The 24,101-nt window shown below is 70.9% G+C and carries 24 protein-coding genes; 6 read left to right on the top strand and 18 right to left on the bottom strand.

Annotated elements, in window-relative coordinates; genetic code table 11:
- Positions 1 to 2: 2 nt before the first annotated feature.
- Positions 3 to 1,484: an IMP dehydrogenase gene (gene guaB, locus AB0K18_RS17380; protein ID WP_364914975.1), complete on the bottom strand. Its 1,482-nt coding sequence runs from the start codon at positions 1,482 to 1,484 to the stop codon at positions 3 to 5.
- A 489-nt stretch (positions 1,485 to 1,973) separates the two neighbouring features.
- On the opposite strand from guaB, the gene AB0K18_RS17375 reads away from it, so the two are divergent.
- On the top strand, positions 1,974 to 2,990 hold the full coding sequence (locus AB0K18_RS17375) for a LuxR C-terminal-related transcriptional regulator (protein ID WP_364914974.1): 1,017 nt from the start codon (positions 1,974 to 1,976) through the stop codon (positions 2,988 to 2,990).
- Between the two features lie 39 nt (positions 2,991 to 3,029).
- On the top strand, positions 3,030 to 3,407 hold the full coding sequence (locus AB0K18_RS17370) for a DUF5319 domain-containing protein (protein WP_355425493.1): 378 nt from the start codon (positions 3,030 to 3,032) through the stop codon (positions 3,405 to 3,407).
- Here AB0K18_RS17370 and AB0K18_RS17365 read toward each other — a convergent pair.
- The 5 genes from AB0K18_RS17365 to groES form a co-directional block, all read right to left on the bottom strand.
- Entirely contained in the window at positions 3,368 to 3,520 is a 153-nt protein-coding gene (locus AB0K18_RS17365) for a hypothetical protein (RefSeq protein WP_345395765.1), read from the bottom strand. The genes AB0K18_RS17370 and AB0K18_RS17365 overlap by 40 nt on opposite strands.
- Positions 3,517 to 4,152 carry a sigma-70 family RNA polymerase sigma factor gene (locus AB0K18_RS17360; RefSeq protein ID WP_132334441.1) on the bottom strand — a complete coding sequence of 212 codons (636 nt, stop codon included), beginning with the start codon at positions 4,150 to 4,152 and terminating at the stop codon, positions 3,517 to 3,519. The genes AB0K18_RS17365 and AB0K18_RS17360 overlap by 4 nt, the downstream gene beginning before the upstream one ends.
- 354 nt (positions 4,153 to 4,506) lie before the next feature.
- Positions 4,507 to 5,106: a hypothetical protein gene (locus AB0K18_RS17355; RefSeq protein ID WP_364914973.1), complete on the bottom strand. Its 600-nt coding sequence runs from the start codon at positions 5,104 to 5,106 to the stop codon at positions 4,507 to 4,509.
- Positions 5,107 to 5,403: 297 nt separating this feature from the next.
- Positions 5,404 to 7,023: a chaperonin GroEL gene (gene groL, locus AB0K18_RS17350; protein ID WP_345395756.1), complete on the bottom strand. Its 1,620-nt coding sequence runs from the start codon at positions 7,021 to 7,023 to the stop codon at positions 5,404 to 5,406.
- A gap of 73 nt (positions 7,024 to 7,096) precedes the next feature.
- On the bottom strand, positions 7,097 to 7,411 hold the full coding sequence (groES, locus tag AB0K18_RS17345) for a co-chaperone GroES (protein ID WP_219545199.1): 315 nt from the start codon (positions 7,409 to 7,411) through the stop codon (positions 7,097 to 7,099).
- A gap of 369 nt (positions 7,412 to 7,780) precedes the next feature.
- Here groES and AB0K18_RS17340 point away from each other — a divergent pair, with 369 nt between their 5' ends.
- Together AB0K18_RS17340 and AB0K18_RS17335 are read left to right on the top strand one after the other, a co-directional pair.
- Complete coding sequence (locus AB0K18_RS17340) at positions 7,781 to 9,016, top strand: methyltransferase domain-containing protein (protein WP_364914972.1); 1,236 nt, start codon at positions 7,781 to 7,783, stop codon at positions 9,014 to 9,016.
- A gap of 194 nt (positions 9,017 to 9,210) precedes the next feature.
- The gene (locus AB0K18_RS17335; RefSeq protein ID WP_364914971.1) at positions 9,211 to 11,052 is read left to right on the top strand and encodes a hypothetical protein; all 1,842 of its coding nucleotides are present in this window, start codon (positions 9,211 to 9,213) and stop codon (positions 11,050 to 11,052) included.
- A 286-nt stretch (positions 11,053 to 11,338) separates the two neighbouring features.
- On the opposite strand, the gene tsaD is transcribed toward AB0K18_RS17335, so the two are convergent.
- The 12 genes from tsaD to AB0K18_RS17275 form a co-directional block, all read right to left on the bottom strand.
- Positions 11,339 to 12,370 (bottom strand): tRNA (adenosine(37)-N6)-threonylcarbamoyltransferase complex transferase subunit TsaD, encoded by a 1,032-nt coding sequence (tsaD, locus tag AB0K18_RS17330; protein WP_364914970.1) that lies wholly within the window; start codon positions 12,368 to 12,370, stop codon positions 11,339 to 11,341.
- Positions 12,363 to 12,794 (bottom strand): ribosomal protein S18-alanine N-acetyltransferase, encoded by a 432-nt coding sequence (rimI, locus tag AB0K18_RS17325; protein WP_345409520.1) that lies wholly within the window; start codon positions 12,792 to 12,794, stop codon positions 12,363 to 12,365. The genes tsaD and rimI overlap by 8 nt, the downstream gene beginning before the upstream one ends.
- An 11-nt stretch (positions 12,795 to 12,805) precedes the next feature.
- On the bottom strand, positions 12,806 to 13,453 hold the full coding sequence (tsaB, locus tag AB0K18_RS17320; RefSeq protein WP_364914969.1) for a tRNA (adenosine(37)-N6)-threonylcarbamoyltransferase complex dimerization subunit type 1 TsaB: 648 nt from the start codon (positions 13,451 to 13,453) through the stop codon (positions 12,806 to 12,808).
- 27 nt (positions 13,454 to 13,480) lie between these two features.
- The gene (locus tag AB0K18_RS17315; RefSeq protein WP_364914968.1) at positions 13,481 to 14,449 is read right to left on the bottom strand and encodes a phosphotransferase; all 969 of its coding nucleotides are present in this window, start codon (positions 14,447 to 14,449) and stop codon (positions 13,481 to 13,483) included.
- A 5-nt stretch (positions 14,450 to 14,454) separates the two neighbouring features.
- The gene (locus AB0K18_RS17310) at positions 14,455 to 14,997 is read right to left on the bottom strand and encodes a class F sortase (RefSeq protein WP_364914967.1); all 543 of its coding nucleotides are present in this window, start codon (positions 14,995 to 14,997) and stop codon (positions 14,455 to 14,457) included.
- Positions 14,998 to 15,001: 4 nt separating this feature from the next.
- Complete coding sequence (locus AB0K18_RS17305; RefSeq protein ID WP_364914966.1) at positions 15,002 to 15,685, bottom strand: hypothetical protein; 684 nt, start codon at positions 15,683 to 15,685, stop codon at positions 15,002 to 15,004.
- Between the two features lie 168 nt (positions 15,686 to 15,853).
- Complete coding sequence (gene tsaE / locus AB0K18_RS17300) at positions 15,854 to 16,360, bottom strand: tRNA (adenosine(37)-N6)-threonylcarbamoyltransferase complex ATPase subunit type 1 TsaE (RefSeq protein WP_364914965.1); 507 nt, start codon at positions 16,358 to 16,360, stop codon at positions 15,854 to 15,856.
- On the bottom strand, positions 16,361 to 17,437 hold the full coding sequence (locus AB0K18_RS17295) for an alpha/beta hydrolase (RefSeq protein WP_364914964.1): 1,077 nt from the start codon (positions 17,435 to 17,437) through the stop codon (positions 16,361 to 16,363).
- Between the two features lie 45 nt (positions 17,438 to 17,482).
- Positions 17,483 to 18,616, bottom strand: a complete 1,134-nt coding sequence (gene alr, locus AB0K18_RS17290; RefSeq protein WP_364914963.1) for an alanine racemase — start codon at positions 18,614 to 18,616, stop codon at positions 17,483 to 17,485.
- A gap of 56 nt (positions 18,617 to 18,672) precedes the next feature.
- Positions 18,673 to 20,124 (bottom strand): NAD(P)H-hydrate dehydratase, encoded by a 1,452-nt coding sequence (locus tag AB0K18_RS17285; RefSeq protein WP_364914962.1) that lies wholly within the window; start codon positions 20,122 to 20,124, stop codon positions 18,673 to 18,675.
- 9 nt (positions 20,125 to 20,133) lie between these two features.
- A complete protein-coding gene (locus AB0K18_RS17280; protein ID WP_355425531.1) occupies positions 20,134 to 20,484 on the bottom strand; it encodes a holo-ACP synthase in 351 nt (116 codons plus the stop codon).
- An 18-nt stretch (positions 20,485 to 20,502) separates the two neighbouring features.
- Positions 20,503 to 21,909 (bottom strand): alkaline phosphatase PhoX, encoded by a 1,407-nt coding sequence (locus AB0K18_RS17275; protein WP_364914961.1) that lies wholly within the window; start codon positions 21,907 to 21,909, stop codon positions 20,503 to 20,505.
- Positions 21,910 to 22,085: 176 nt separating this feature from the next.
- Between AB0K18_RS17275 and coaA the strand changes: the two genes are divergently transcribed.
- Entirely contained in the window at positions 22,086 to 22,988 is a 903-nt protein-coding gene (coaA, locus tag AB0K18_RS17270; protein ID WP_364915381.1) for a type I pantothenate kinase, read from the top strand.
- Positions 22,989 to 23,151: 163 nt separating this feature from the next.
- Complete coding sequence (locus AB0K18_RS17265; protein WP_364914960.1) at positions 23,152 to 24,078, top strand: DUF389 domain-containing protein; 927 nt, start codon at positions 23,152 to 23,154, stop codon at positions 24,076 to 24,078.
- Positions 24,079 to 24,101: the final 23 nt, after the last annotated feature.

Below are 24,101 nucleotides of genomic sequence, written 5' to 3'. Positions count from 1 at the left end.
ACTTACCTTCTGTGATAGTTCGGAGCTTCCACGGTCATCTGGATGTCGTGGGGGTGGCTCTCCTTGAGCCCCGCCGCCGTGATCGGCATGAGCTCGCAGTCGGTGTGCATCTGCTCGATCGTGCGGCAGCCGGCGTACCACATGCCCTGGCGCAGCCCGCCGACGAGCTGGTGGGCGACCGCCGCGACCGGGCCGCGGTAGGGGACCTGGCCCTCGATGCCCTCGGGGATGTACTTGTCCTCGCCGCCGGATTCGGCCTGCGCGTAGCGGTCCTTGCTGTAGGAGGTGCCGCCGCGCTCGCGGTTGCGTACGGCACCGAGCGAGCCCATGCCCCGGTAGGACTTGAACTGCTTGCCGTTGATGAAGATCAGCTCACCGGGCGACTCCTCGCAGCCGGCGAGCAGCGAGCCCAGCATGACCGTGTCGGCGCCCGCCGCGATGGCCTTGACGATGTCGCCGGAGTATTGGAGGCCGCCGTCGCCGATGACCGGCACCCCGGCGGGCGCGCACGCCTTCGACGCCTCGTAAATGGCGGTGACCTGCGGCGCGCCGACCCCGGCCACGACGCGGGTGGTGCAGATGGAGCCGGGGCCCACGCCGACCTTGACGGCGTCGGCACCCGCCTCGACCAGCATCTGGGCGCCCGCCCTGGTGGCGATGTTGCCGCCGATGACCTCGACGCCGCTGTTGGCCTTGACCTTGGCGATCATGTCGGCGAGGCCCTTGGAGTGGCCGTGCGCGACGTCGACGACGAGCACGTCGACGCCGGCGTCGATGAGCGCCTTGGCCCGCTCCTCCGCGTCGCCGCCGACGCCCACCGCGGCGCCGACCAGCAGGCGGCCGTCGTCGTCTTTGGTGGACAGCGGGTATTGCTCGCTCTTGGTGAAGTCTTTGACGGTGATCAGGCCGCGCAGCCGGCCGTCGGCGTCGACGAGCGGCAGCTTCTCGATCTTGTTGTGCCGCAGCAGCGTGAACGCCTCGTCACGGGAGACCCCGACCGGCGCGGTGACCAGCGGCATCTTCGTCATGACCTCGCGCACGGGGCGCGTCTGGTCGGTCTCGAAGCGCATGTCGCGGTTGGTCACGATGCCGACGAGCTTGCCCGCCACGTCGGTCACCGGCACGCCGGAGATGCGGTAGGTGGCGCACAGCCGCTCGACGTCGGCGAGCGTGTCGTCGGGGCTGCAGGTCACCGGGTTGGTGACCATGCCGGCCTCGGACCGCTTGACGAGATCGACCTGCTGGGCCTGCTCCTCGACCGCCAGGTTGCGGTGCAGGATGCCGATGCCGCCCTGGCGCGCCATGGCGACCGCCATGCGGGCCTCGGTCACGGTGTCCATGGCCGCGGAGATCAGCGGGATCGACAGCGTGATGCCCCGTGACAGGCGTGATCGGGTGTCGGCCTCGCCTGGTTGGAGATCTGAATAGCCGGGCACCAGCAGCACGTCATCGAAGGTCAAACCCATCTCGGTGAACTTGGACATGCCGCGGCCCCCTCCTGCCTCGCACGCTGAATGGACTCAAGTCTAGGGCCTGCCTCCAAACGCATCGATGCAGGGAGGCGACCCGCGCGATTCGGCAAGGAATCGGGGACTCGGTGAATCCGGCGGGGAACGCACTGATGCCGAGAGGACGAAGGCCCCCACAGCCGTTCGTACTCCCGGCATCGGAAGTGCCCGGGGACGGGACGGTCGGTGATCCGTCCCGTCCCCGGGCCATCGGCATCCGGGCGAGGTGGCGCTCCGCACCACCGAACCCCCCTCCGCGTCCTGATGGCCGGCGCCGCCGCGCCCATCTCTGAATGCCGACGCTAGGTAAAGCGTGCGTTACGGAGCGGCGTATCGCAATGGGCAAACGTGCAACTGCACGAAGCTGCACATCCACCGGAACAACTCGCCGAAAGGGTGGGACAGGCGCCGATCGCGGAGTTATCCTCGCGGCACGCCCGTGTCCCCCCGCCGGAGCCGCCCAGAATGCGCGACGAGCCCCACACCGTGTCCGATCCCTTCGAGACGCTGGGTCTCGACTCGGCCCAAACCGCGCTCTACACCGCGGTGCTGCGCCTGCACAAGGCGACCCGTTCCGATCTGGCGCAGGCGATGGACGGCCCGATCGACAAAGTAGGCCGCCAGCTCGACGACCTGGTCAAGCTGGGCGTCATCGACGAGCAGTCGGGCCAATATCTGGCCAGGCACCCCGCCGCCGCGCTCGGCCGGGTGATCGCGCAGCGCCTCGACCGGCTCGCCGAGGAGAGCCGCAGAATCGACTCGGCGCTCGGCTCCATCCGCGGCCTGATCCGCGACTACGACGCCGGGCGCGACTATCGCAGCGGCCCATTCACGGTGGAGATGGCGAGCGGCGCCGACATCCTCTACGAAAGCGTCGTCGGCATCGCGGTGCAGTCACCGTCGCCGCCGATGCCTTTACTGACCGCGATTCCCGACGAACGTACGATGACCGATTTTGCGCGTAAATTCGCGGATCCCTGGATTGATGCGCAAAAACGAAACCTGCTGACCGTACGCGCCATCGTCCCGGTTTCCACGCTGACCGACCCCGGCGTACGCGACCAGCTGACCAACGTCATCGCGGCCGGCGGCGAGGTCCGCACGCTCGACCGGGTGCCGAGCTGGTTCATGACCGCCGGGTCCGAGACGGCCGGCCTGCCCGCCTACTGGGGCGGCAACCTGCCCGACCACGCCTACAACTTCTACCTCGTGCGCACTCCCGTCATCGTCGGCGTGCTGAGCACCCTGTTCACGGAGCTGTGGGCCCGCGCGCAGCCCCTGCCGTGGGCGCCCAGGGCCGACGGCGTGCGCCAGGTGCTGCGCCTGGCCGCGCAGGGCCTGTGCGACGACTCCATCGCCCGCCAGCTCGGCGTGTCCGTACGGACCGTGCGCGCCCGATGGGCCGACGCCATGACCGAGTTGGGCGCCCAATCCCGCTTCCACGCAGGTGTGGAGGCCGCCAGGCGTGGATGGCTGAGGTAATACTCACCGCGCGGGCCGCATCGGTCATATGGTGGGAAGGTGCTGGAAGACGTCCCCCGCGATCCGTTCGCGGACGACCCTAACGACCCTTCCTCAGCGATGGGCGCGCTCGACGATGCCGAGCCGCTCACGGCCGCCGAGCGCGACGAGGCCATCACGGACCTCGCCGACGTCGAGGTCTTCCGTTCCCTGCTCGAACCGCAGGGGGTGCTGGGGCTCGTACTCGACTGCCCGGAGTGTGGCGAGCAGCACTTCTTCGACTGGGATCTGCTGCGCGGCAACCTCAAGCAGATGATCGAGAAAGGCCAGCCGCAGGTGCACGAGCCGGCCTTCCACCCTGACCCCGCCGACTACGTCAGCTGGGACTACGCCAGAGGCTACGTCGACGGCGTCATCGACACGGAGGAGCGCCGCTGAGTCACGTCATCCCGCAGCACGGCCAGCAGCCGCACCGCGGGATCGCCCGGATCGGGCATCTCTCCACGGCCGAGCGCGTCGAGCAGCGCGTCGGTCTCGTCCTCTGGCGTCAAGCGGACTCCAGCTCGGCCATCTGCCGCAGCCTGGCCAGCGCCCTATGCTGGGCGACGCGCACTGCACCCGGTGACATACCGAGTACATTACCGGTCTCCTCCGCCGAGAGCCCCGACACCACCCGCAGCAGCAACAACTCCCGCTGGTTCTCGGGCAGCCTGGCCAGCAGCCGCCTGGCGTGCTCGACCTCGATGTAGCGGACCACGGTCTCCTCGGGCCCCGGGCCGTCGTCGGGGCCGTCGGGCAGGTCCTGTGTCGGCACCGCCGACCGTACCGAGCTGCGTAGCGCATCGGCCACCTTGTGCGAGGCGATGCCGAACACGAACGACGCGAACGGCCGCCCCATGTCGCGGTATCGCGGCAGCGCGGACAACACCGCGATGCACACCTCCTGGGCGACGTCATCGGCAATGTGATATTGCCCTGAAACCCTGCCCAGCCGGGCGCGGCAATACCGCACCACCATCGGACGCAACTCGCCGAGCAGGGATTCGATCGCACTGCGATCCCCCTGTACGGCGAGGCTCGTCAGTTCCCTAAGGTCGGAGTCATCCGTCCGTGCCGGAAGTCTCGACGCGAGCCTTACCCCAATTTTGGCGTCGGCGACGCTTCCCTCGCTCACGATAGGCATGATGCCCGCACTGATCCGGCCTGTCGTCATGGCGAACGGCTACGGATTGGTCACATTGAAGCGACGATAACGAGCAGTAATCAGGCGACCACACTAAGCCTTAATACTGACATAATATTTCACCTGATAACCCGGAATGCACGACATTTGTCAGACCCCTGACGCTTATCGCCCACTCCCGGTTTACGACCAACAATCCACCTTTCCCCCCAATTTCCCCCATCGCCCGATAACCCGCCCACCCAGAACCGGCCTCAGCGCGGCGCCCTCCGCCGAGGTCACACCGCGCCGCGCACACTCGCCGGGTCGCCGCGCCGCACGCACCCGCTCAGCCGCCGCGCCGCACGCACCCGGTCAATCGCCGCGCGCGTCCAGCAGCTCCAGGTAGCCCCGCACGGCCTCCCACAGGTGATGCTCCGGGTACCGGCCCAGGCTCCGGTGCTCGCGCCGCCACCGCCGGTCCCAGTACGCCCCGTGCACCGCCCTGAGGTGCTCCAGCGCCGTCCGCAGCTCCGCCTCGACGTCGGCCACCCCGTTGCCGGCGTCCCCGCCCGCGGACGCCGCCCGCGCCTCGCGGAAGCGCCGCTCCGCCAGCGCCGCCAGCACGTCCTCCTCCATGCCGTCCAGCGACCAGAACCGCACCGGCTCCCTGATGTGATGGTTGGCCACCGGGTCCCGCTGCGAGCGCCAGACGTAGGCCACCCCGCCCTTGTCCAGCTCGAGGAAGTCGACCAGCCAGGCCGTCCCCGGCGGCTGTGTGCCCCACGCCACCTCCTCCGGCGGCAGGTTCAGCACGAACGCCACCTCCAGGCACTCGACCTCGTCGGCCCCGCCGAGCAGGTCGCCGAACACGTACGCCGCCCGCAGGAACGGCTCGTCCGCCCGCACCCGCCGCGTCTGCTCACATGCCCGCGCGAGCATCCGCAACCGCTCCACCGCCCGCCGGTACCGCACGCCCCCGGCCACCTCCTCACACCGACCGCCGCCCAGCGTACGTGCCCACCCCCGCCCCACGCCGACCCCAGGCACCACGAGGCGTACGTGCCGACCCCCGCGGCCTCACCACGACCTGGGCACCGCCTGGCGTGAGTGCCCCTTCCCTCACCCCACGATCTGAGCACCGCCAGCGTGAGTGCCCCTTCCCCCGCCCTTCCACAACGCGGGTACCGCGAAGCCGTACAGACCAGGAAAGCCGTACGGCCCGCACCCTGAGCGGGTGCGGGCCGTACGGTCGGCGGAAGGAAGGGACGGTCAGTGGCCGTGGCCGTGACCGTGACCCGCGCCGGCGGCCGGCGCCTCCTCCTCGGGCTTGTCCACCACGAGCGCCTCGGTCGTGAGCAGCATGCCCGCGATCGAAGCGGCGTTCTGAACGGCCGAGCGGGTGACCTTGACCGGGTCGATGACGCCCTGGCCGATGAGGTCGCCGTATTCGCCGGTCGCGGCGTTGAGGCCGTGACCGGCCTCCAGCTCGGCGACCTTGTGCGTCACGACGTAGCCCTCGAGGCCGGCGTTCTCGGCGATCCACCGGGCCGGCTCGACCAGCGCGCGGCGCACGATGCCGACACCGGTCGCCTCGTCGCCCGACAGACCGAGGTCGTCGAGGTCCTTGGAGACGTGGATCAGCGCGGAGCCACCGCCGGAGACGATGCCCTCCTCGATCGCGGCGCGCGTCGCGGAGATCGCGTCCTCAAGGCGGTGCTTCTTCTCCTTCAGCTCGACCTCGGTGGCGGCGCCGACGCGCAGCACGCACACACCGCCGGCCAGCTTGGCCAGCCGCTCCTGCAGCTTCTCGCGGTCCCAGTCGGAGTCGGACTGCTCGATGGCAATCTTGATCTCCTTGACGCGGTCCTCGATGGCCTGCGCGTCACCGGCGCCGTCGACGATGGTCGTGGCGTCCTTGGTGACGACGACGCGGCGGGCCGTGCCGAGCACCTCGAGACCGACGTGCTCCAGCTTGAGGCCGACCTCCTCGCTGACGACCTGGCCGCCGGTGAGGATGGCCATGTCCTGCAGCATCGCCTTGCGGCGGTCGCCGAAGCCGGGGGCCTTGACGGCCACCGAGGTGAAGGTGCCGCGGATCTTGTTGGTGACCAGGACGGCCAGGGCCTCGCCCTCGACGTCCTCGGCGACCACGAGCAGCGGCTTCTTCGTCTGAGCGATCTTCTCCAGCAGCGGCAGGAAGTCCGCGATGGAGGAGATCTTGCCCTGGGTGAGCAGGATGTAGGCGTCCTCGAGGACGGACTCCATGCGCTCGGGGTCGGTGACCATGTAGGCCGACAGGTAGCCCTTGTCGAACTGCATGCCCTCGGTGAACTCGAGCTCCATGCCCATGGCGTTGGACTCTTCGACGGTGAGCACACCGTCCTTGCCCACCTTGTCGAACGCCTCGGCGATCAGGTCACCGATCTGCGCGTCCTGCGCGGAGATCGTGGCGACGTTGGCGATCTCCTTCTTGTCGGCCACCTCGCGGGCGGTCGACAGCAGGCGGTCGCTGACCGCCTTGGCGGCCTTGTCGATGCCGCGCTTGAGCGACAGCGGCGAGGCGCCGGCGGCGACGTTGCGCAGGCCCTCGCGGACCATGGCCTGGGCCAGGACGGTCGCGGTGGTGGTGCCGTCGCCCGCGATGTCGTTGGTCTTGGTCGCCACTTCCTTGGCGAGCTGGGCGCCGAGGTTCTCGTAGCGCTCCTCCAGCTCGATCTCACGAGCGATGGTCACACCGTCGTTCGTGATCGTCGGCGCACCGAACTTCTTGTCGATGACGACGTTACGGCCACGCGGGCCGAGGGTTACCTTGACGGCGTCCGCGAGGGCGTTCACGCCGCGCTCGAGCGCGCGGCGGGCGTCCTCGTCGAACTCCAGGATCTTCGCCATTGTCTGAAAGTCCTCTCCTAGCGTCGAAAGCCCCGGCCGCCCTCAAGAGCGCCCGGGGCTCGACACATCCGGCCTACTTCTCGATGATCGCGAGAACGTCGCGGGCGGAGAGCACGAGGTACTCCTCGCCGCCGTACTTGACCTCGGTGCCGCCGTACTTGCTGTAGAGGACGATGTCGCCCTCGGAGACGTCGAGCGGAATCCGCTTCTCGCCGTCCTCGTCCCAGTTGCCGGGGCCCACCGCGAGGACCTTGCCCTCCTGCGGCTTCTCCTTGGCGGTGTCCGGGATGACCAGGCCGGAAGCGGTGGTCTGCTCGGCCTCAAGCGGCTGAACCACAATGCGGTCGCCGAGCGGCTTAACGGGAACCTTGGTGGCGGTCGTCACGATCGGACCTCCCCTTCAGATTTGAATGATCTAGAAGAGGCGACCAGCTGGGCCTGCCGTCGCGGGTGTCAGACCTGCCTCGTCGCACGTTGGCACTCTCAAGGGGAGAGTGCCAAAAGGAAACATATGCAAGAGGGGCTTGACAGTCAACACGAACGCGTCTGCTGAGAGCGATCAGAGCTTGGGAACAGGCCGTTGACCTGGTCCAGTCTCCCACGTGCACGAATGTTCGCCCCACCGGCCACGCCGCTCCCGCCCGCTCGGACCACGACGCCGCCGACCCGCCCCGGCCCTACCCACCTGCACACCTCCTACCCGCACCACCTCATGCAGGTCTCCCGCCCAGGTCTCCCCGTCCTGAGGACGGCGGGCATGGCGCTAACGTCAGGTGACGTGGACCTCGACGCCTTCACCGAGCTGCTGACCCCGCGCGGCCTGCGGGCGCTCGCCGAGGCGGGCGAACTGGCGGGCGCCGATCCCGTGGCCGCCGCCACGACCCTGCGCAAGACGTACGACGCGGCGCTCACCTCCGCCGCGCTCACCCAGGCGGGGCTGCGGCAGCGGGCCAGGGCCAAGTTCGGCGCGGACGCCGACCGGATGTTCTTCACGCCGCACGGGCTCGAACAGGCCACCCGCGCCGAGGTCGCCGCCCACCGCGCCGCCCTGCTGCCCACCCTGCCGCACACCCAGGCGCCCGCCCAGGCGCCCATCCTGCCGCCCTCCGGCGCCCGCGTCGTGGACGCCTGCTGCGGCATCGGGGGCGACCTGCTCGCGCTGGCCCGCGCAGGGTGCGCGGTGACGGCGTTCGACACCGACCCGCTGACGGTGGCCGTGGCGCGGGCGAACGCGGAGGCGTTCGGGCTGGGCGAGCGGGTGACCGTCCACGTGGGCGACGCGGCGGAGGTGCGGCCCGAGGAGTACGACGCGCTGTTCGCCGACCCGGCGCGGCGCACGGGCAGGGGCCGGACGTTCGACCCGATGGCGTACTCGCCGCCCTGGCCCGTGGTGCTCGACCTGATCTCACGCGCCCGGCTCGCCTGCCTCAAGGTGGCGCCGGCGATCCCGTACGAGTTCATCCCCGAGGGCGCGCTGGCCGAGTGGGTGTCGTACAAGGGGGAGGTCAAGGAGGCCACGCTGTGGACGGGCGCCGGCGTGACCACGGGCAGGCGCGCGGCCCTGCTGCCCGGCGGGCACACGCTGACCGCCACCGGCGTCACGGCCGAGGTGGGCCCGCCGGGGCGCTACCTCTACGAGCCCGACGGCGCCGCCATCCGCGCGCACCTCGTCGGCGAGGTGGCCGAGCTGGTCGGCGGGCGGCTGATGGACCCGATGATCGCGTACGTGACGTCCGACGCTCCGGCGGACACCCCATGGGCCGCCAGATACGAAATAGAAGACATCATCCCCTTTTCTCTGAAGAAACTCCGCGCCGCCCTCCGCGCCCGACAAATCGGCAATGTCACCATCAAGAAGCGCGGGTCCGCCGTCGACATCGAGCGCCTCCGTGCCGATTTGCGGCTCAGCGGAGAGAACACCATGGTCATCGCCCTGACCAGGATTCTCGACAAACCTTCGGTAATCCTCTGTAAGCCCTCCTCACCTGCCTGAATCGCCAAATTCGGCCATCGAATCGCTTTCCTCGATCTTTCACTTCAGCCCTGACGGACCTTGATCGAAAGGCTAAGGTGGGCGGGCGGGAGTTCTCCCCCTATTGCGGTTAACCGCGTTCTCGCTCTTCAGATATTGAACCGGACCTACCCGACCACTGCGCGGCAGTCCGTCGGCGAGCGAAGGAGCTTTCGGTGGACCATTCCAACCACACCACCCTTCTCCAATCGGGCGCGTACAACGCCGACGTCGTCCCCAAAAGGATGCGGGACCTGCTCGCCCGGGCCGCCCAGGACCACGTCTACGAGCAGCGGACCCAGGGCGCGGTGCTCGACGAGATCCGCCAGCGCCTGGAGGGCATGGAATGGCTGCTGCGGGAGGTCCGCGAGCGCGAGCTGGGCGGGCTGAGCGGCTCCATCGAGGCGGTGAGCGGGCGGCTCGACGAGATCTCCGCCAAGCCGCCGATGTGGGCGGAGGGCCTCGCGCAGCACGTCGAGGCCGTACGCGACCACGTGGACGCCGTGGGCGACAGGGTGAGCGGGGTGGACGCCAGGGTCTCCCCGATCACCGACCTGCCGAGCGTGTGGGCCGACCTCGGCACCGTGGGCGAGAGCGTCGACGAGGCGCTCAGCCGGCTGCAGTCGGTGCTCGACACCACCGACGGCATCACCAAGGGCATGGCCGACTTCGCCGCCACCCTGGCGGGGCTCAACGCCAGCATGGAGGCCGCGGCCGGGCGCTTCACCCGGCTCGACCGGTCGATGGCGGAGCTGACGTCCCGCACCGACCGGGTCGAGGTCGCGGTCTCCGACCTGTCCGAGAGCCTCACCACCCGCCTCGACGACACCGGCCAGCGCCTGACGACCCGCCTGGACGAGACCGACCAGCGCCTCACCACTCGGCTGGACGAGACCGACCAGCGGCTCACGGCCCGTCTGGGCGAGACCGACCAGCGCCTCAGCACCCGGCTCGACGAGACCGACCAGCGGCTCGCCACGGCCCTGCTGGAGGCCGACGAGCGGCTCGTGGCCCGGCTCAAGGAGGCCGACGAGCAGGCCGGCGAGCGCCTGGCCGGCGTCGAGCAGCGCCTGACCGTCCGCCTCGACGAGACCGACCAGCACCTCGCCGTGCAGCTGGGCGAGAGCGAGCAGCGCCTCACGTCCCGGCTCAGCGCCGTGGACGCCCGCCTCGAACGCGCCGAAGGCCGGCTCACCGGCCTCGACTCCCGGCTCACCGGGTTCGACAGCCGGCTGGAGTCGGCCGACGAGTGCCTGGCCGACATCGACACCAGGCTCGACGGCCTCGACGGGCGCATCGGCGGCGTCGACAAGCGGCTGTCGTCCATGGACGGCCAGCTCGGCGCCGTCGACAAGCGCCTCGGCACCCTCGACGGCCACCTCGGGCGGCACGACGACCGCTTCGACGCCCTCGACGTCCGCATGGACACCCGCTTCGCCTCGCTCGACGAACGCCTGCAGGCCACCGACCAGCGCGCCGCCGAGATCGCGACCCGCAACGAGGGCCGCTTCAACCGCCTCGACAGCCAGGTCGACGCCATCGACGAACGCCTGGTCGAGGCCGAGGAGCACATCAGCAGCCGCTTCGACTCGCTCGACGACCACTTCGGCGGCCTCGACAGCCGCTTCAACGGCCTCAACACCCACCTGAACGGCCTCGCCACCCGCGCCGAACAGGCCACCGAACACCTGGAGTCGGTCGACGACCGCATCGAAGCGGTCAACCGCCGCGTAGGCGACCTCCCCGACCTGACCGACCGAATGACCCAACAGGTGGGCGAACTCCTCCAGACCCACGCAGGCGAACAGTCAGAACGCCTCGCCGCCGCCACAGAAGCCCTCAGCGAACTGGTCCGCTCCCGCCCCGACGGCGAGGCGATGACCGGCGCCGTCTCAGGCGTGGTCACAGAGGTCGTCCAGCCGGCAACAGACGAACTGACCAAGCGCCTGAGCGCACTGGAGGAAACCATGCTCGCCCTGGCCGAAGCCCTCCTCCGCCCCACCCGCCCCAAGGACTGAGCGGACCACTCCTGCCCGCCCCCATGATCGGGGGCGGGTAACCCTTGTCACCAAGGAAGGCGGCAGGGGCGAGGCCAGAAAGCCTCAGGGAGGCCTCTGGGCCCCTTAGGCATGGGCAACGCCCTCTCCCCTGACCGGCGGCCCGCACACGACGGCGGGGCTGAGATCTGCAGGGGTCAGGAGCGCGTCCGAGAAGACGCTGAACCCTCACTCCCCCCAACCGACGCCCGCGCACGACGGCGGGACGAGAGCTGGGGGGAGCGCGTCCGGGAAGACCCCGACCCCCTTAGACGTGGATGGTGGTGATCGGGAGGGAGGAGTCGGCGGGGATTTGGAGGGAGGACGGGGTGATGCCGGCGGCCACCAAGTCTGAGCCCAGGGCGGCGACCATGGCACCGTTGTCGGTGCACAGACCGGGACGGGGCACGCGCAGGCGGACTCCGGCCGCGTCGCAGCGCTCCTGGGCCAGGGCGCGCAGGCGGGAGTTGGCGGCGACGCCGCCGCCGATGAGCAGGTCGTGGACGTCGTACTTGCGGCAGGCCTGCAGCGCCTTACGGGTGAGTACGTCGACCACCGCCTCCTGGAAGGACGCGGCCACGTCGGGTACGTGCACGGACTGCCCCGACGCCTCCCGGGCCTCGACCCACCGTGCCACGGCCGTCTTGAGCCCGGAGAAGGAGAAGTCGAGCGTCCCGTCGTCGATCTTGCCGCGCGGGAACGCGATGGCCGCCCCGGAGCCGTCACGGGCGGCCTTGTCGATGTGGGGCCCGCCGGGGAACGGTAGCCCCAGCACCCGCGCCACCTTGTCGAACGCCTCACCGGCGGCGTCGTCGACGGTGGACCCGAGCGAGATGACGTCCTCGGCGACGTCGGGGACGAGCAACAGCGAGGAGTGCCCGCCGGAGACGAGCAGCGCGATGCAGGGCTTGGGCAGCGGCCCGTGCTCGAGCTGGTCGACGGCGACGTGGGCGGCGAGGTGGTTGACGCCGTAGAGGGGCACGCCGAGGCCGAGCGCGTAGGACTTGGCGGCGGCCACCCCCACGAGCAGCGCACCGGCCAAGCCAGGGCCCGCGGTGACGGCGATGGCGTCGATGTCGGAGAACGTCAGCCCGGCCTGGGCCAGCGCGGCCTCCACGGTCGGCGTCATGGCCTCCAGGTGGGCGCGCGAGGCGACCTCGGGCACGACCCCGCCGAACCTGGCGTGCTCGTCCATGCTGGAGGCGACGGTGTTGGCGAGCAGCGTGTGGCCCCTGACGATGCCGATGCCGGTCTCGTCGCAGGACGTCTCGATACCCAGGACCAGGGGTGCGTCAGTCATCCAGCCGTTTCCTCATCATGATCGCGTCGGTGCCGTCGTCGTAGTAGCGGCGGCGGGTGCCGATCTCCTCGAACCCGAAGCGCCGGTAGACGCTCTGGGCGCGCGGATTGTCGGCGCGTACCTCAAGGAAGATCTCTCGCGCGCCCCTGCGGCGCGCCTCGGCGAGCAGCTCGGTCAGCATGGCGCTGCCGATGCCGTTGCGCTGGTGTTTCTCCAGCACCGCGATGGTCTGCACGTCCGCCTGGTCCGCCGCGGCGGCGAGCCCGGCATAGGCGACGATCTCGTCGTCGACCAGCGCGACGACGTAGTGGCGGGTGCGCGGTATCTCGTCCAGCTCGCCGCGCATCATGCCCTCGCTCCACGCGTCGAGCGGGAACGTGACCCGCTCGATCTCCATGACCGCCGGCAGGTCGGCCTCGGTCATCGGCCTGAGTCTCACGCCGTCACCTTCTTGGGGGCGCCCGGTACGACCGCGTCGGGCCTGCGCAGGTAGATCGGACGCGGCGGGTCGAGCGCCACCCCCTTGGCCAGCCGCTCGGCCGCCAGGGCGGCGAGCGCGCCCGCGTAGGGGTAGGGGGGCGCTCCCGCACCGTCGCCGAGCAGGTCGGGGTAGAGCCGGGCGCCCGCGCCGACCACCGGCAGCCCCTCGGTGGGGACGTCGGCGGGCCGGTCGACGAAGGGACCGTCGACGCGGGTGCGCAGATCGGAGTAGCGGGCCCAGAACACCTCTTTGCGCCGCGCGTCGGTGGCGGCGATGAAGGGCTCGGTGCGCCCGCTCGCGTAGGCGACGGCGTCGAGCGAGCAGATGCCGTACGCCGGCACGCCCAGGGTGGTCGCGAGGCCCTGCGCGGTCATCAGCCCCACCCGCAGACCGGTGTAGGGGCCGGGCCCGCTGCCCGCCACGATGGCCGTGACCTCGCGCAGCGTCACCCGCGCCGCGTCGAGCACCAGCTCGATGGCGGGCGCGAGCAGCTCACCGTGGCGGCGGGCGTCGATGGTGGTGTGTTCGGCGAGCACTCGCTCGCCGTCGTGGAGAGCCGCGGTGACGGCGGGCGTCGCGGTGTCAAAAGCCAGGACCAGCACGACTGTTTAGCCTACCCGCAGGCGGGGTCACACCCAGCCGGTACGCCGCTTCAGCCAGTCGAGCGCCACCACGCCCTGCGCCCGCTGGAACGCCCTGAGCGTGGGCAGTCCAGGCGGGGCCGGCTGCCTGGACATGCGGACGAAGTAGCCGGTCATGGCGGCCACGACCCGGGTGACGTCGTCGCCGGGCAGCTCGGCCAGCTCGTGCGGCGCCGGCCCGCCCTGCATGCCGATCGACGGCAGCATGCCGACCAGGTCGAACCAGGACGCGGCGCGGGCGGCCCACGGCCAGTCCACGACGTAGACGCGGTCGTCGGTGAGCAGGATGTTGTCGGCCCGCAGGTCGGCGTGGGCGAGGGTGTCGCCGGCGGCCGCGGCGGCCCATCCGGACTCCAGCTCGGCCAGCTCGCCGAGGTGCCGCACCACCCAGGGGTCGAGCCCGGTGGTGTCCTCGTTCATGAGGTTGCGCCAGCCGTGGAACTGCTCACCGAACACCTCCTCGATCGGGGGCGCGTCGATGGGCGACGGGGTGAGCGCGGCGGACATCTCCTCGACGGCGGCCAGCACCCGGTCCAGCTCGTCGCGCCGCCAGGGCATGGCGGGGTGGCGGCCTTCGACGTCCTCGAAGACGAGCACGACCCAGCCGTCGCGCTCGAACCCGGTGAGCAGCCTGGGCGCGGGCACGGACGCGGGCAGCGCGGCGGCGTTCACCAGCTCGGAGCGGTAGATGCGGACGGCGTCGGCGTTGGGCTCGGGACCGACGGCCTTGACGAAGGCGCGCCTGCCGCCGCGCGTGCGCAGGCGGACGGCGGCGGCCGGGGAGAAGCCGCCCGGCTGCGTGACGGCCTCGGCCACGGCGTCACCCAGGAAGTCCTCGATCGCGGCGCGCACCGCCGAGGGCACGTCGGCCCAGGGTACGCGGGCACCGGTGGCGGGCGGGTTGGTCTCGATCTCGATCTCGGTGTCGGTGTCGGTGTCGGTGTCGGTGTCGGTCATGAGCCTCAGACCTGGGATGCGTAGACGATGATGTTGTCGACGTATTCGCCCTTGGCGTAGTCGAACTTGCCACCGCACGTTACCAGTTTGAGGCCGTCTTCCAGGTACACCTTTTTCGCCGGGAAGCTGTCCTTGTGCACCTGCTCGATCGCGTCCACCTTGTAGCGCACGACCTTGCCGTCACTGCGCTCGACCTTCACCGTCTCGCCTTTGCGTAACTCCCTGAGCTTGTAGAACACGGCGGGCGCCGTCTTGGTGTCGACGTGCCCGATGATCACTGAGGCGCCCTTCTCGCCGGGCACGGAGCTGCCGGTGTACCAGCCGGCCATCTTCGGCTTCTCGTACGGCGGCAGCTCGACCTCGCCGTTCTCCAGCAGCTTGAGCTTCATCAGCGGCGCCTCCACGTCGATCGACGGGATGTCGATCGCCTTGGGCACGACGGAGGCTTGCGCGGGGGTGGTGGTGCCGGTCTCCATGCTCTTGCCGAACGCGACCAGCAGCAGGCCGGTCACGGCCCCTGCGAGCACCACCCGTCCTGGACGGGCCATGACCTTATGCCCTGGTACGCCGCTTGATCGCGTAACCGATGCCGCCGGCCAGCGCCAGGGCGATGAGCGCGCCCGCGGGGCCGAGCGGGATCGACGACTCCTCGGAGGCGTCCTGCGCGTACGTGCCGCCGCCGCCCGCCCGTGGCGCCCTGGTGGGCAGGGTGGTGGTCTCGGTGGGGTCGGGCTCGGCCGCGACGACGCGCAGCGTGGCGCGGCCCATGTCGTTGGTGCCGTCGCACTTGACGTCGACCCGGTAGTTGCCGCGCCGGATCGTTCCCGAGACCTGCGCCTCGCCGCGCACCCATGGCGAGGGAGAGGCCGAAGTCGCGGTGGGGGACGTCGTGGACGCCGGCACGGGGCTGAGCGTGACGCCGTTGATGAACGCCTTGGACGTGGCCGTGCCGGTGTGGGCGGGGCCGCCGGTCGGCACCGGGCAGTTGGCCAGCACCCACACCCGAGACGTCTCGCCCGCGGTGACCCGGTCGGGGTTGACCTGGACGTTGATGTTCTGCCTTGTGGTGGTCACGCGGGGGCTGGCGGTGGTGGTGGCCGTGGTGGTGCCTGTGGGGCTGCCGCTGGCGGTCGGGGTGGGTGTGGGTGTCGGATCGGTGTCGGCCGAGGCCGAGCAGCCGGTCAGGCCGACCATGGCGATGGCTCCCGCGTACGCGACTCGTCTGACCCTGAGCACCGGCCGCACCCCACTTTGCCGTCTTGCTACCCAGCATCCACCAGAACGATGGATGTCGCCCCTCCTGATACCCAGAAATTCTGGGCGAATCACTGACCAACGATCATGTTTCAGATAGCCGGCCCGGTACGTCAAGAGTGCCAGCCTTACCGGATAGTGACCTGCGTTTTAGTCTTGTGGCGGTTCAGACGGCGTGTCGGCCCCGAAGCCAGCCCCGAAGTCGGGCACGGAGCCGGGCCCGAGCCCGGCCCAGCGGGCGCCCACGCCGCGCAGCGTGACGACGCGGGCCTCGTCGCCGGCCTCGCGGTCGATGTGGATCTCCAGCCGGTCGTCGGCCAGCCCCTCGACCAGCCCCTCGCCCCACTCGACGACGGTGACGGACTCCTCCAGCGAGGCGTCGAGGTCGAGGTCGTCGACCTCCAGGTCACCACCCAGCCGGTACGCGTCGACGTGCACCAGCGGCGGCCCCTGCCGCAGCGACGGATGCACCCTGGCGATCACGAACGTCGGTGAGGTGATGGGGCCGCGTACTTTGAGCCCCTCGGCGAGGCCCTGCACGAGCGTGGTCTTGCCGGCGCCGAGCGGGCCCGACAGCACGACCAGGTCACCGGCGCGCAGCCGGGCGGCCAGGCGGGCGCCGAAGGCCCGCATCTCCTCGGTGGTGGCGACGCGCACTTAGAGCTCCACTCTCTTCAGCAGGTCGCGCAGCGCGTCGTTGACGACGCCCGGCCGCTCCAGCTGGATCAGGTGCGAGGTGTCGGGCACTTCAGTCAGTTGCGCCTTGGGCAGGGCGGCGGCGATGGCCTTGCTGTGGTCGGGCGGGGTCAGCCAGTCGCGGTCGCCCACCAGGATCGCGGTGGGCACCGGGTCGAGCACGTGCAGCGCGGAGAGCTTGTCGTGGTTCATCAGCGCCGGGTAGAAGTCGGCGACCACCTCGGTCGGGGTGGCCCTGATCATCGACTCGGCGAAGTCGACGACGGTCGGGCTGACGTTCTTCGCGTCGCCGAAGCCGACGTAACGGGTGATGAGGAAGGCGATGTCGCTGCCCGCGTTGCGGGTCCTGTCGATGAGCGAGCCGCGCTTGCCCAGCATCGACATAGTGGTGGGGGCGACCTTGTGGACGACCTTCGACAGCATCGCGGGCAGGCCCAGCGTCAGCTCGGCCAGCTTGCCCGCCGAGGTCGCGATGAGGGCCACCGCGCGGATCTTGTCGCCGAACAGGTGGGGGTGACGGTCGGCCAGCGCCATGATCGTCATGCCGCCCATGGAGTGGCCGACCAGCACGCAGGGGCCGGGCACGTGAGCGGCGATGACCTCGGCGAGGTCGTCGCCGAGCCGGTCGATCGTGCTGTCCTCGGCGCCCGCGCGCTGGGAGCGGCCGTGGGAGCGCTGGTCCCACAGCACCACGCGGTAGTTGTCACGCAGGTCTTTGCGCTGGTAGTGCCACGACTCCATGCTGAGGCAGTAGCCGTGGCAGAAGACGACGGTCAGCGGCGGCTCGTCGTCGGCCGCCGGGTTCTTCCGCTCGGGGCCGTCGACCTCGACGTGCAGCGCCTTGCCGTCGGAGGTGATGAGCGTGTGCTCGGTGCCGCGCAGCTCGCCGAACGGCTCGCTGGCCTCGGTGTCGGGGCGCAGCCTGATGCGGCCGACCGCGTACCGCTTGGCCAGCGCCGCCGCCGCGACGCCTGCTGAGGCCGCGCCGACGAGCGCGCCGGCGATCCCTACCCGGCGCCGTCTTGTCGTCGTCGTCATGTGCCCGATCCTTCTCCACTCATGGCCGCCGCGATGTGCCCTTCGTCACTGGTGGTAGATCCTGGGCACCCGCGCTCCGATCCTCGTCACGATCTCATGTGTGATCGTGCCGAGGGTATCGGCCCACTCCTGAGCGGTCGGCTCGCCCCCGTCGCCGGGGCCGAACAGGACGACCTCGTCGCCCGCGGAGATCGGATCGTCACCCATGTCGATCATGAACTGGTCCATGCACACCCGGCCCGCGACGAGCCGGCGGCGCCCGCCCGCCAGCACCTCGGCCCGCCCGGTCGCGTGGCGCAGCACGCCGTCGGCGTAGCCGAGCGGGACGAGGGCGAGCGTGGTCTCGCACGGGGTGGTGTAGAGGTGGCCGTAGGACACGCCCGAGCCCTCCACGACCCGCTTGACCAGGCCGACCCTGGCCACCAGCGTCATGGCGGGCCGCAGGCCGAAGTCGCCCAGCTCGGGGATGGGGCTCAGGCCGTACATCGCGATGCCGGTCCTGACCATGTCGAAGCGGGCCTCGGGCAGGGTGACGACGGCGGCGGAGTTGGAGATGTGCCTGATCACCTCGGAGCCCGCGGCGCCGGCCTGCTCGGCCAGCTTCAGAGCCGTCTCGTACGTCTCCAGCTGCCGCGCGACCGACGGATGCCCGGGGATGTCGGCGCAGGCGAAGTGGGACCAGAGGCCGACGATCTCGATGGCGCCTTCGGCCTTGAGCTCAAGAGCCTTGGCCAGCAGGTCGGGCCAGGCGGCCTGCGGCGCCCCGCCCCTGCTCATGCCGGTGTCGGCCTCAAGGTGCAGCTTGGCGGCGCGGCCCGTGGCGCGGGCGGCGGCGGCGATCTCGTCGAGCAGGCCGGGGTGCGAGGCCGACAGCTCGACGTCGGCGGCCAGCGCCTCGGCGATCGGCTCATCAGGCGTGATCAGCCAGGCCAGGATCGGCGCACTCACCCCGCCGGCGCGCAGGTCGAGCGCCTCCTGGATGAACGCGGTGCCGAGCCGGCTCGCCCCCGCCCCCAGCACGGTCTCGGACGTGGGCAGCAGGCCGTGGCCGTAGGCGTCGGCCTTGACCGCGCCCATCAGCTCCGCGCCACCGGCCCGCTCTTTCAGCAGGGCCACGTTGTGGCGAATGGCGCCCAGGTCGACCCGTGCCTCGGCGGGGGTGGTCATCGGGTGGTCCATCTCTCCAGTCTGGCAGCTCGGGCTCGTGGCCGGGCACGCTTCGCCCGGCCTGGACGTCACGAAATGGCGCTGGTCACGGCCCGGATGGCCCGGGGAAGCGCGGTCGCCACGTCGCCGGCGGCCAGCGGCGCGCCCTCGGCGGCCAGCCGCCCGGCCACGCCGTGCAGGTAGGCGCCGCAGGACGCGGCGTCGTAGCAGCTCAGGCCCTGGGCGAGCAGCGCGCCCGCGAGGCCGGCCAGCACGTCGCCGGTGCCGCCGGTGGCCAGCCACGACGTGCCGGTGGGGTTGACCCGCACCGGGCGGGCGTCCTCGGCCACCACCGTGGTCGAGCCCTTGAGCAGCACCGTGACGCCCAGCTCCGCCGCCGCCCTGCGGGCGTGTTCGAGGCGGGCGCCCTCGATCGCGTCGCGGTCGGCGCGCAGCAGCCTGGCCAGCTCGCCGGCGTGCGGCGTGATGAGGACGGGGGCGTTGCGCCACAGCAGCGAGCGGTCCCTGGCGACCAGCGTCAGCGCGTCGGCGTCGACCAGCACGGGCACGTCGGAGGCGAGCACCTCGGCGGCCAGCTCGTGCGCCCAGTCGTCGGTGCCGAGCCCCGGGCCGAGCACCCACGCCTGCACCCGCCCCACGCGGGCGATGGAGGGCTCGTCGAGCTCCGTCACCACGGACTCCGGCCAGTGGGAGCGGACCTGGGCGACGGGGGCGGGGCGGCCGGCGTACCTGACCATGCCGGCGCCGCCCCGCAGCGCGCCGCCGACGGCGAGCACGGCCGCGCCGGTGAACAGGTCGCCGCCCGCCGCGACGCCCAGCACGCCTCTGCGGTATTTGTCCGACTCGTTGCCCGGCCGCGGCAGCAGCACGTCGAGGTCGGCGTCGGTGAGCGCGGCCACGTCGGGGTCGGGCAGGTAGGGCCCGAGCCCGATGTCCACCAGCTCGACCCGTCCCGTGTGCGCGGCGCCCGGATCGACCAGCAGCCCCGTCTTGTACGCCCCCATGGTCACGGTCACCCGCGCCCGCACCGCGGCGCCCTCGACCCGCCCGGTGGAGGCGTCGACCCCGCTCGGCACGTCGACCGCCACGACCTGCCCGCGCGCGGCGGCGGCCTGCTGGGCCAGCTCCGCGTACGGCTCGCGCAGCGCCCCCGACACCCCGATGCCGACCACCCCGTCGATGATCAGATCGGCCTCGTCGATGGCGGACCGATCGACGACCCGCCCGCCCGCGTCGAGCAGCGCCCGCAGCCCCGCCTCGTGCGTCTTCGACCCGGCCGCCACGACGCCCACCCTGGCGCCGCGCCTGGCCAGCCGCTGCCCCGCGTAGAGCGCGTCGCCGCCGTTGTCGCCGCTGCCGGTGAGCAGCACCACGCGGCTGCCGTAGACGCGGCCCAGAAGATCGGCGCAGACGGCGGCCAGCCCGGCCGCGGCCCGCTGCATCAGCGTGCCGTCGGGCAGCCGGGCCATGAGCGCCTGCTCGGCCTGCCTGATCTGGTCGGCTGTGTAGGCGGTCTTCATGATCTGACGCTATCCCTCCGCGATCACGTAGGCCACGGCCACCCCCGCGTCGTGGCTGAGTGAAAGGTGCCAGCGCTTGACGCCCAGCCCGTACGCGACCTCGGCCACCTTGCCGTAGACCCGCAGCTCGGGTTTGCCCAGCTCGTCGCAGCGCACCTCGGCCTCCAGATGGCCGAGCCCCTTGGGCGCGCCGAGCGCCTTGGCGACGGCCTCCTTGGCGGCGAACCTGGCGGCCAGCGAGTGGACCGGCAGCGGCTGCTCGACCTCGGTGAACAGCCGGTCCTTGAGCTGCGGCGTGCGCTGCAGCGCGGCCTCGAAGCGGGCGATGTCAACGACGTCGACGCCGATACCCAGGATCATCGTCCCAGCGTATGGGCTTCAGAAGGGGCCGCGCTCCCACGGCCCCCAGATGGCCAGGGACATGCCCTGCCTTGCCTGGACGTTGACGTAGAGGGTGTGGCCGCCCGGCCCGAACGTGGAGCCGGCGAACTCGGCGCCCGGGTCGCCCTCGATGGGCTCCAGGCGGCAGAAGTCGAAGATCTCCCCCGCCTTGCTGAGCCCGCGCAGGTAGTTGGCGCCGTCGCCGTCCTCGCAGAGCACGAGCGTGCCCCGGCGGCTGACGGTGACGTTGTCGGGCAGGTCGAGCGCCGAGGCGCGGGGCGACTCGTAGACGAGCTTGAGCCTGCCGCTCCACGTCTCGTAGCCCCACACCTGGCCGCGCCCGTCGCCGAAGCCGTCGGGCGCCTCGTCGCCGGGCGCGGTGGCACCGCCCTGGGTGGAGACGAAGTAGACCGTGCCCTGGTGCTGCACGGCACCCTCCAGCCGGGCGAAGATCGCCGCGCCCGCCTCCCTGCCCTGCCTGCCCACGGCCTGGACGGCCTCGTCGTTGGACGGCCTGCCACGGAAGTCGGGGTCGGGGTCGTCGATGTCGACCCACGTGGTCTCGTACGTGGCGCCGCGCTTCTGCCCCACCGACAGGTCCTTGCGCTTGGCGCCCTTGACGGCGAGCATCTGCAGCCGGCCGCCGTCGAGCAGCCGCCCGGCCAGCACCGGGTGCTTGGGCGGCAGGTAGCGGTAGAAGCCGGAGGGGAAGCCGAAGTTGTCCTCGGTGAGGTAGAGGGCGCCGGAGGAGGGGTCGAAGGCGACGGACTCGTGGGCGAAGCGGCCGGCCGCGCGGATCGGCCTGGCGCTCGCGGCGCGGCCGACCGGCACCTCGAAGATGTAGCCGTGCTTGCGGGTGAGCTTGGAGTTGTCGCCGCCGGAGAAGTCGTCGCCGACGTCGGGGCCGTTGACCGTCTCTTCGCAGGTCACCCAGGCGCGCCAGGCCATGGGGCCGCCCGAGCAGTTCATCATGGTGCCGGTGAGCGAGGGCGCGCTGTCGATCACCTCGCCGTGGCGGGTGACGCGCAGCGTTGAGGTGCCGCCGCCGGCCATCGGGTCGTAGGCCCGCTTCTTGTCGCCGAACGCGCCGACCGGGCCGTTGACCTCGTGGTTGCGGATGAGGATCGTGCTGCCCTTGGGTCCTGCGAAGGCGGCCATGCCGTCGTGGCGGCCGGGGACGGTCGAGCCGTCGCCGAACGTGCCGCCCGCCACGCTGAACGAGCGGTAGCGGAAGCCGTCGGGCAGGTGCAGGCGCACCTCGCCGTCGCGCAGGTCGCGTACGGGACGCAGCGGCCCGTACGCGGGCACCGGCTTGGCCCGGCCTTGATGGCTCACGCACGCGACACCCGCGAAGGGCCCGGCGATGCCGGCGGCCACGGTGGAGATGAAGCGGCGACGGTCCATGGCAACCTCCGTCAGGCACAGTACCCGCTCACGGCAGCCGAACCACTTCACTTTCCCCGAACTGAGTCTCGGTAATCCCACGCCTTCATCCACAGGTTGTGGATATCCGGGGACGCGCCCCTCCCATGATCCGTTTTGTCGGGCATCGCTACGCTGCCTAGGTGAACAACGGCTACGTGGAACTGAGCAGGGAGCAGTGGAGTGAGCTCCGCAAGAACACGCCCTTGACTCTCACCGCAGACGAGCTGGAAGAGCTGCGCGGGGTCGACGACCCCATCGACCTGACCGAAGTCACCGACATCTACCTCCCCCTGACCCGGCTGCTCAACCTCCACTTCACCGGGTCCAAGCAGCGCAGCAGCGTGCTGAGCGCGTTCCTGGGTCACGAGGAGCAGCGGGTCCCGTACATCCTGGGCATCGCGGGCAGCGTCGCGGTCGGCAAGTCGACCACGGCCCGGCTGCTGCACACCCTCCTCGCGCGCTGGCCCGAGCACCCGCACGTGGAGCTGATCACCACCGACAGCTTCCTCTACCCCAACGCGGTGCTGGAGGCAAAGAAGATCATGCATCGCAAGGGCTTCCCCGAGAGCTATGACCGGCGGGCGCTGGTCAGGTTCGTGGCGGAGGTCAAGGCGGGCGCGGCGGAGGTGAAGGCGCCGGTCTACAGCCACCTTGAGTACGACATCGTCCCCGGCGCCGCCCAAACCGTCAGAAATCCCGACATCCTGATCATCGAGGGGCTCAACGTCCTCCAGCCGGCCCCGCCCACGTCCCTCGCCGTCAACGACTACTTCGACTTCTCCATCTACGTGGACGCCAAGGTCGAGAACATCCGCACCTGGTACGTCGAACGCTTCCACAAGCTGCGCCGCACCGCCTTCGAAGACCCCAAGTCCTACTTCCGCCACATCGCCGAGCTCTCCTACGAGGAGGCCACGGCGTTCGCGCAGAACGTCTGGCGCGACATCAACGAGCGCAACCTCGTCGAGAACATCGCCCCCACCAGGGGCCGCGCCGACCTCGTGCTCAAGAAGGGCGCAGACCACTCCGTACGACGGGTGCGTCTTCGCCAGACCTGAACGCCTCCTCGTACACGTAACGCCCGAACCTGCCCGCACACCCCAGATCGTCGAGGCCGGCGAACCAGCACTCCTCGTCGTGATCATGACACCAGATCATGCGAGGAACGTTCGCGTACCGGCGTCAACACCCCGTCAACATCCGATCGACGAGAATGTCCTAGTGCTGCACCTGCGACTGATCGTCCCCGCCACGCGCACCGAAGAGGCGACGGCGGTGTTGGAGAGCTGCCCAGGCGTCACCAACATCGTCGTCCTGCCGGGCGCCGCCCGCGAGCCGCGCGGCGACGTGGTGCTCTGCGACGCGGCCAGAGAGTCGGCCAACGAGGTGCTCGGCCGGCTCGCCTGGCTGCGGACCGAGGGCTCCATCGCGGCCGAGCAGGTCGACCTCTCGCTGTCGGAGGCCGCCGACGCCGCCGTCGAGGAGGCGCCGGGCGAGCCCGACGACGCCGTGGTCTGGGCCCAGCTGGCCCAGCGGGTCTCGGCCGACTCCCGGGTCACCTGGTCGTACCTGGTGTTCCTCACCATCGCCACGCTGCTGGTCGGCATCGGCGTGCTGACGAACTCCCTCATCCTCATCGTCGGCGCGATGGTGCTCGGTCCCGAGTTCGGCGCGGTCGCCGCCGTCTGCTTCGGGCTGCTGCGCGGCGACGGGCGGCTGATCGTGACCGCGCTGCGGACGCTGGTCGTCGGGTTCTTGGCGGCGATCGCGATCGCGTACGCGTGCGCGCTCGCGGCGTACTGGCTGGGCTGGTTCGGCCCCGGCGACATCGGCGGGCACGAGGAGGTGCAGTTCATCGTCAAGCCCGACCGCTGGTCGTTCATCGTGGCCCTGCTGGCCGGCGCGGCGGGGGTGCTGTCGATCACGGCGGGCAAGTCGACGGCCCTGATCGGGGTGTTCATCTCGGTCACCACGGTCCCCGCCGCCGGTTACGTGGCGGTCTCGCTGGCCGTCCAGGAGCTGCGGGAGGTCGGCGGCTCCATCTCCCAGCTCGCGCTGAACCTCTTGGGGATGAGCATGGCGGGCACGCTCACCCTCCTGGTCCAGCGCAGATTCTGGCCTCAAGTAGGACGGCGTTCATCCCTATGACCGAGGCGGCGGCGTCGGGCGGA

The organism is Nonomuraea sp. NPDC049421 (assembly GCF_040677005.1).
GTDB lineage: Bacteria > Actinomycetota > Actinomycetes > Streptosporangiales > Streptosporangiaceae > Nonomuraea > Nonomuraea salmonea.
The sequence above is the reverse complement of the archived record's forward strand: the minus strand, read 5'-3'. Positions and strand labels throughout refer to the sequence as shown.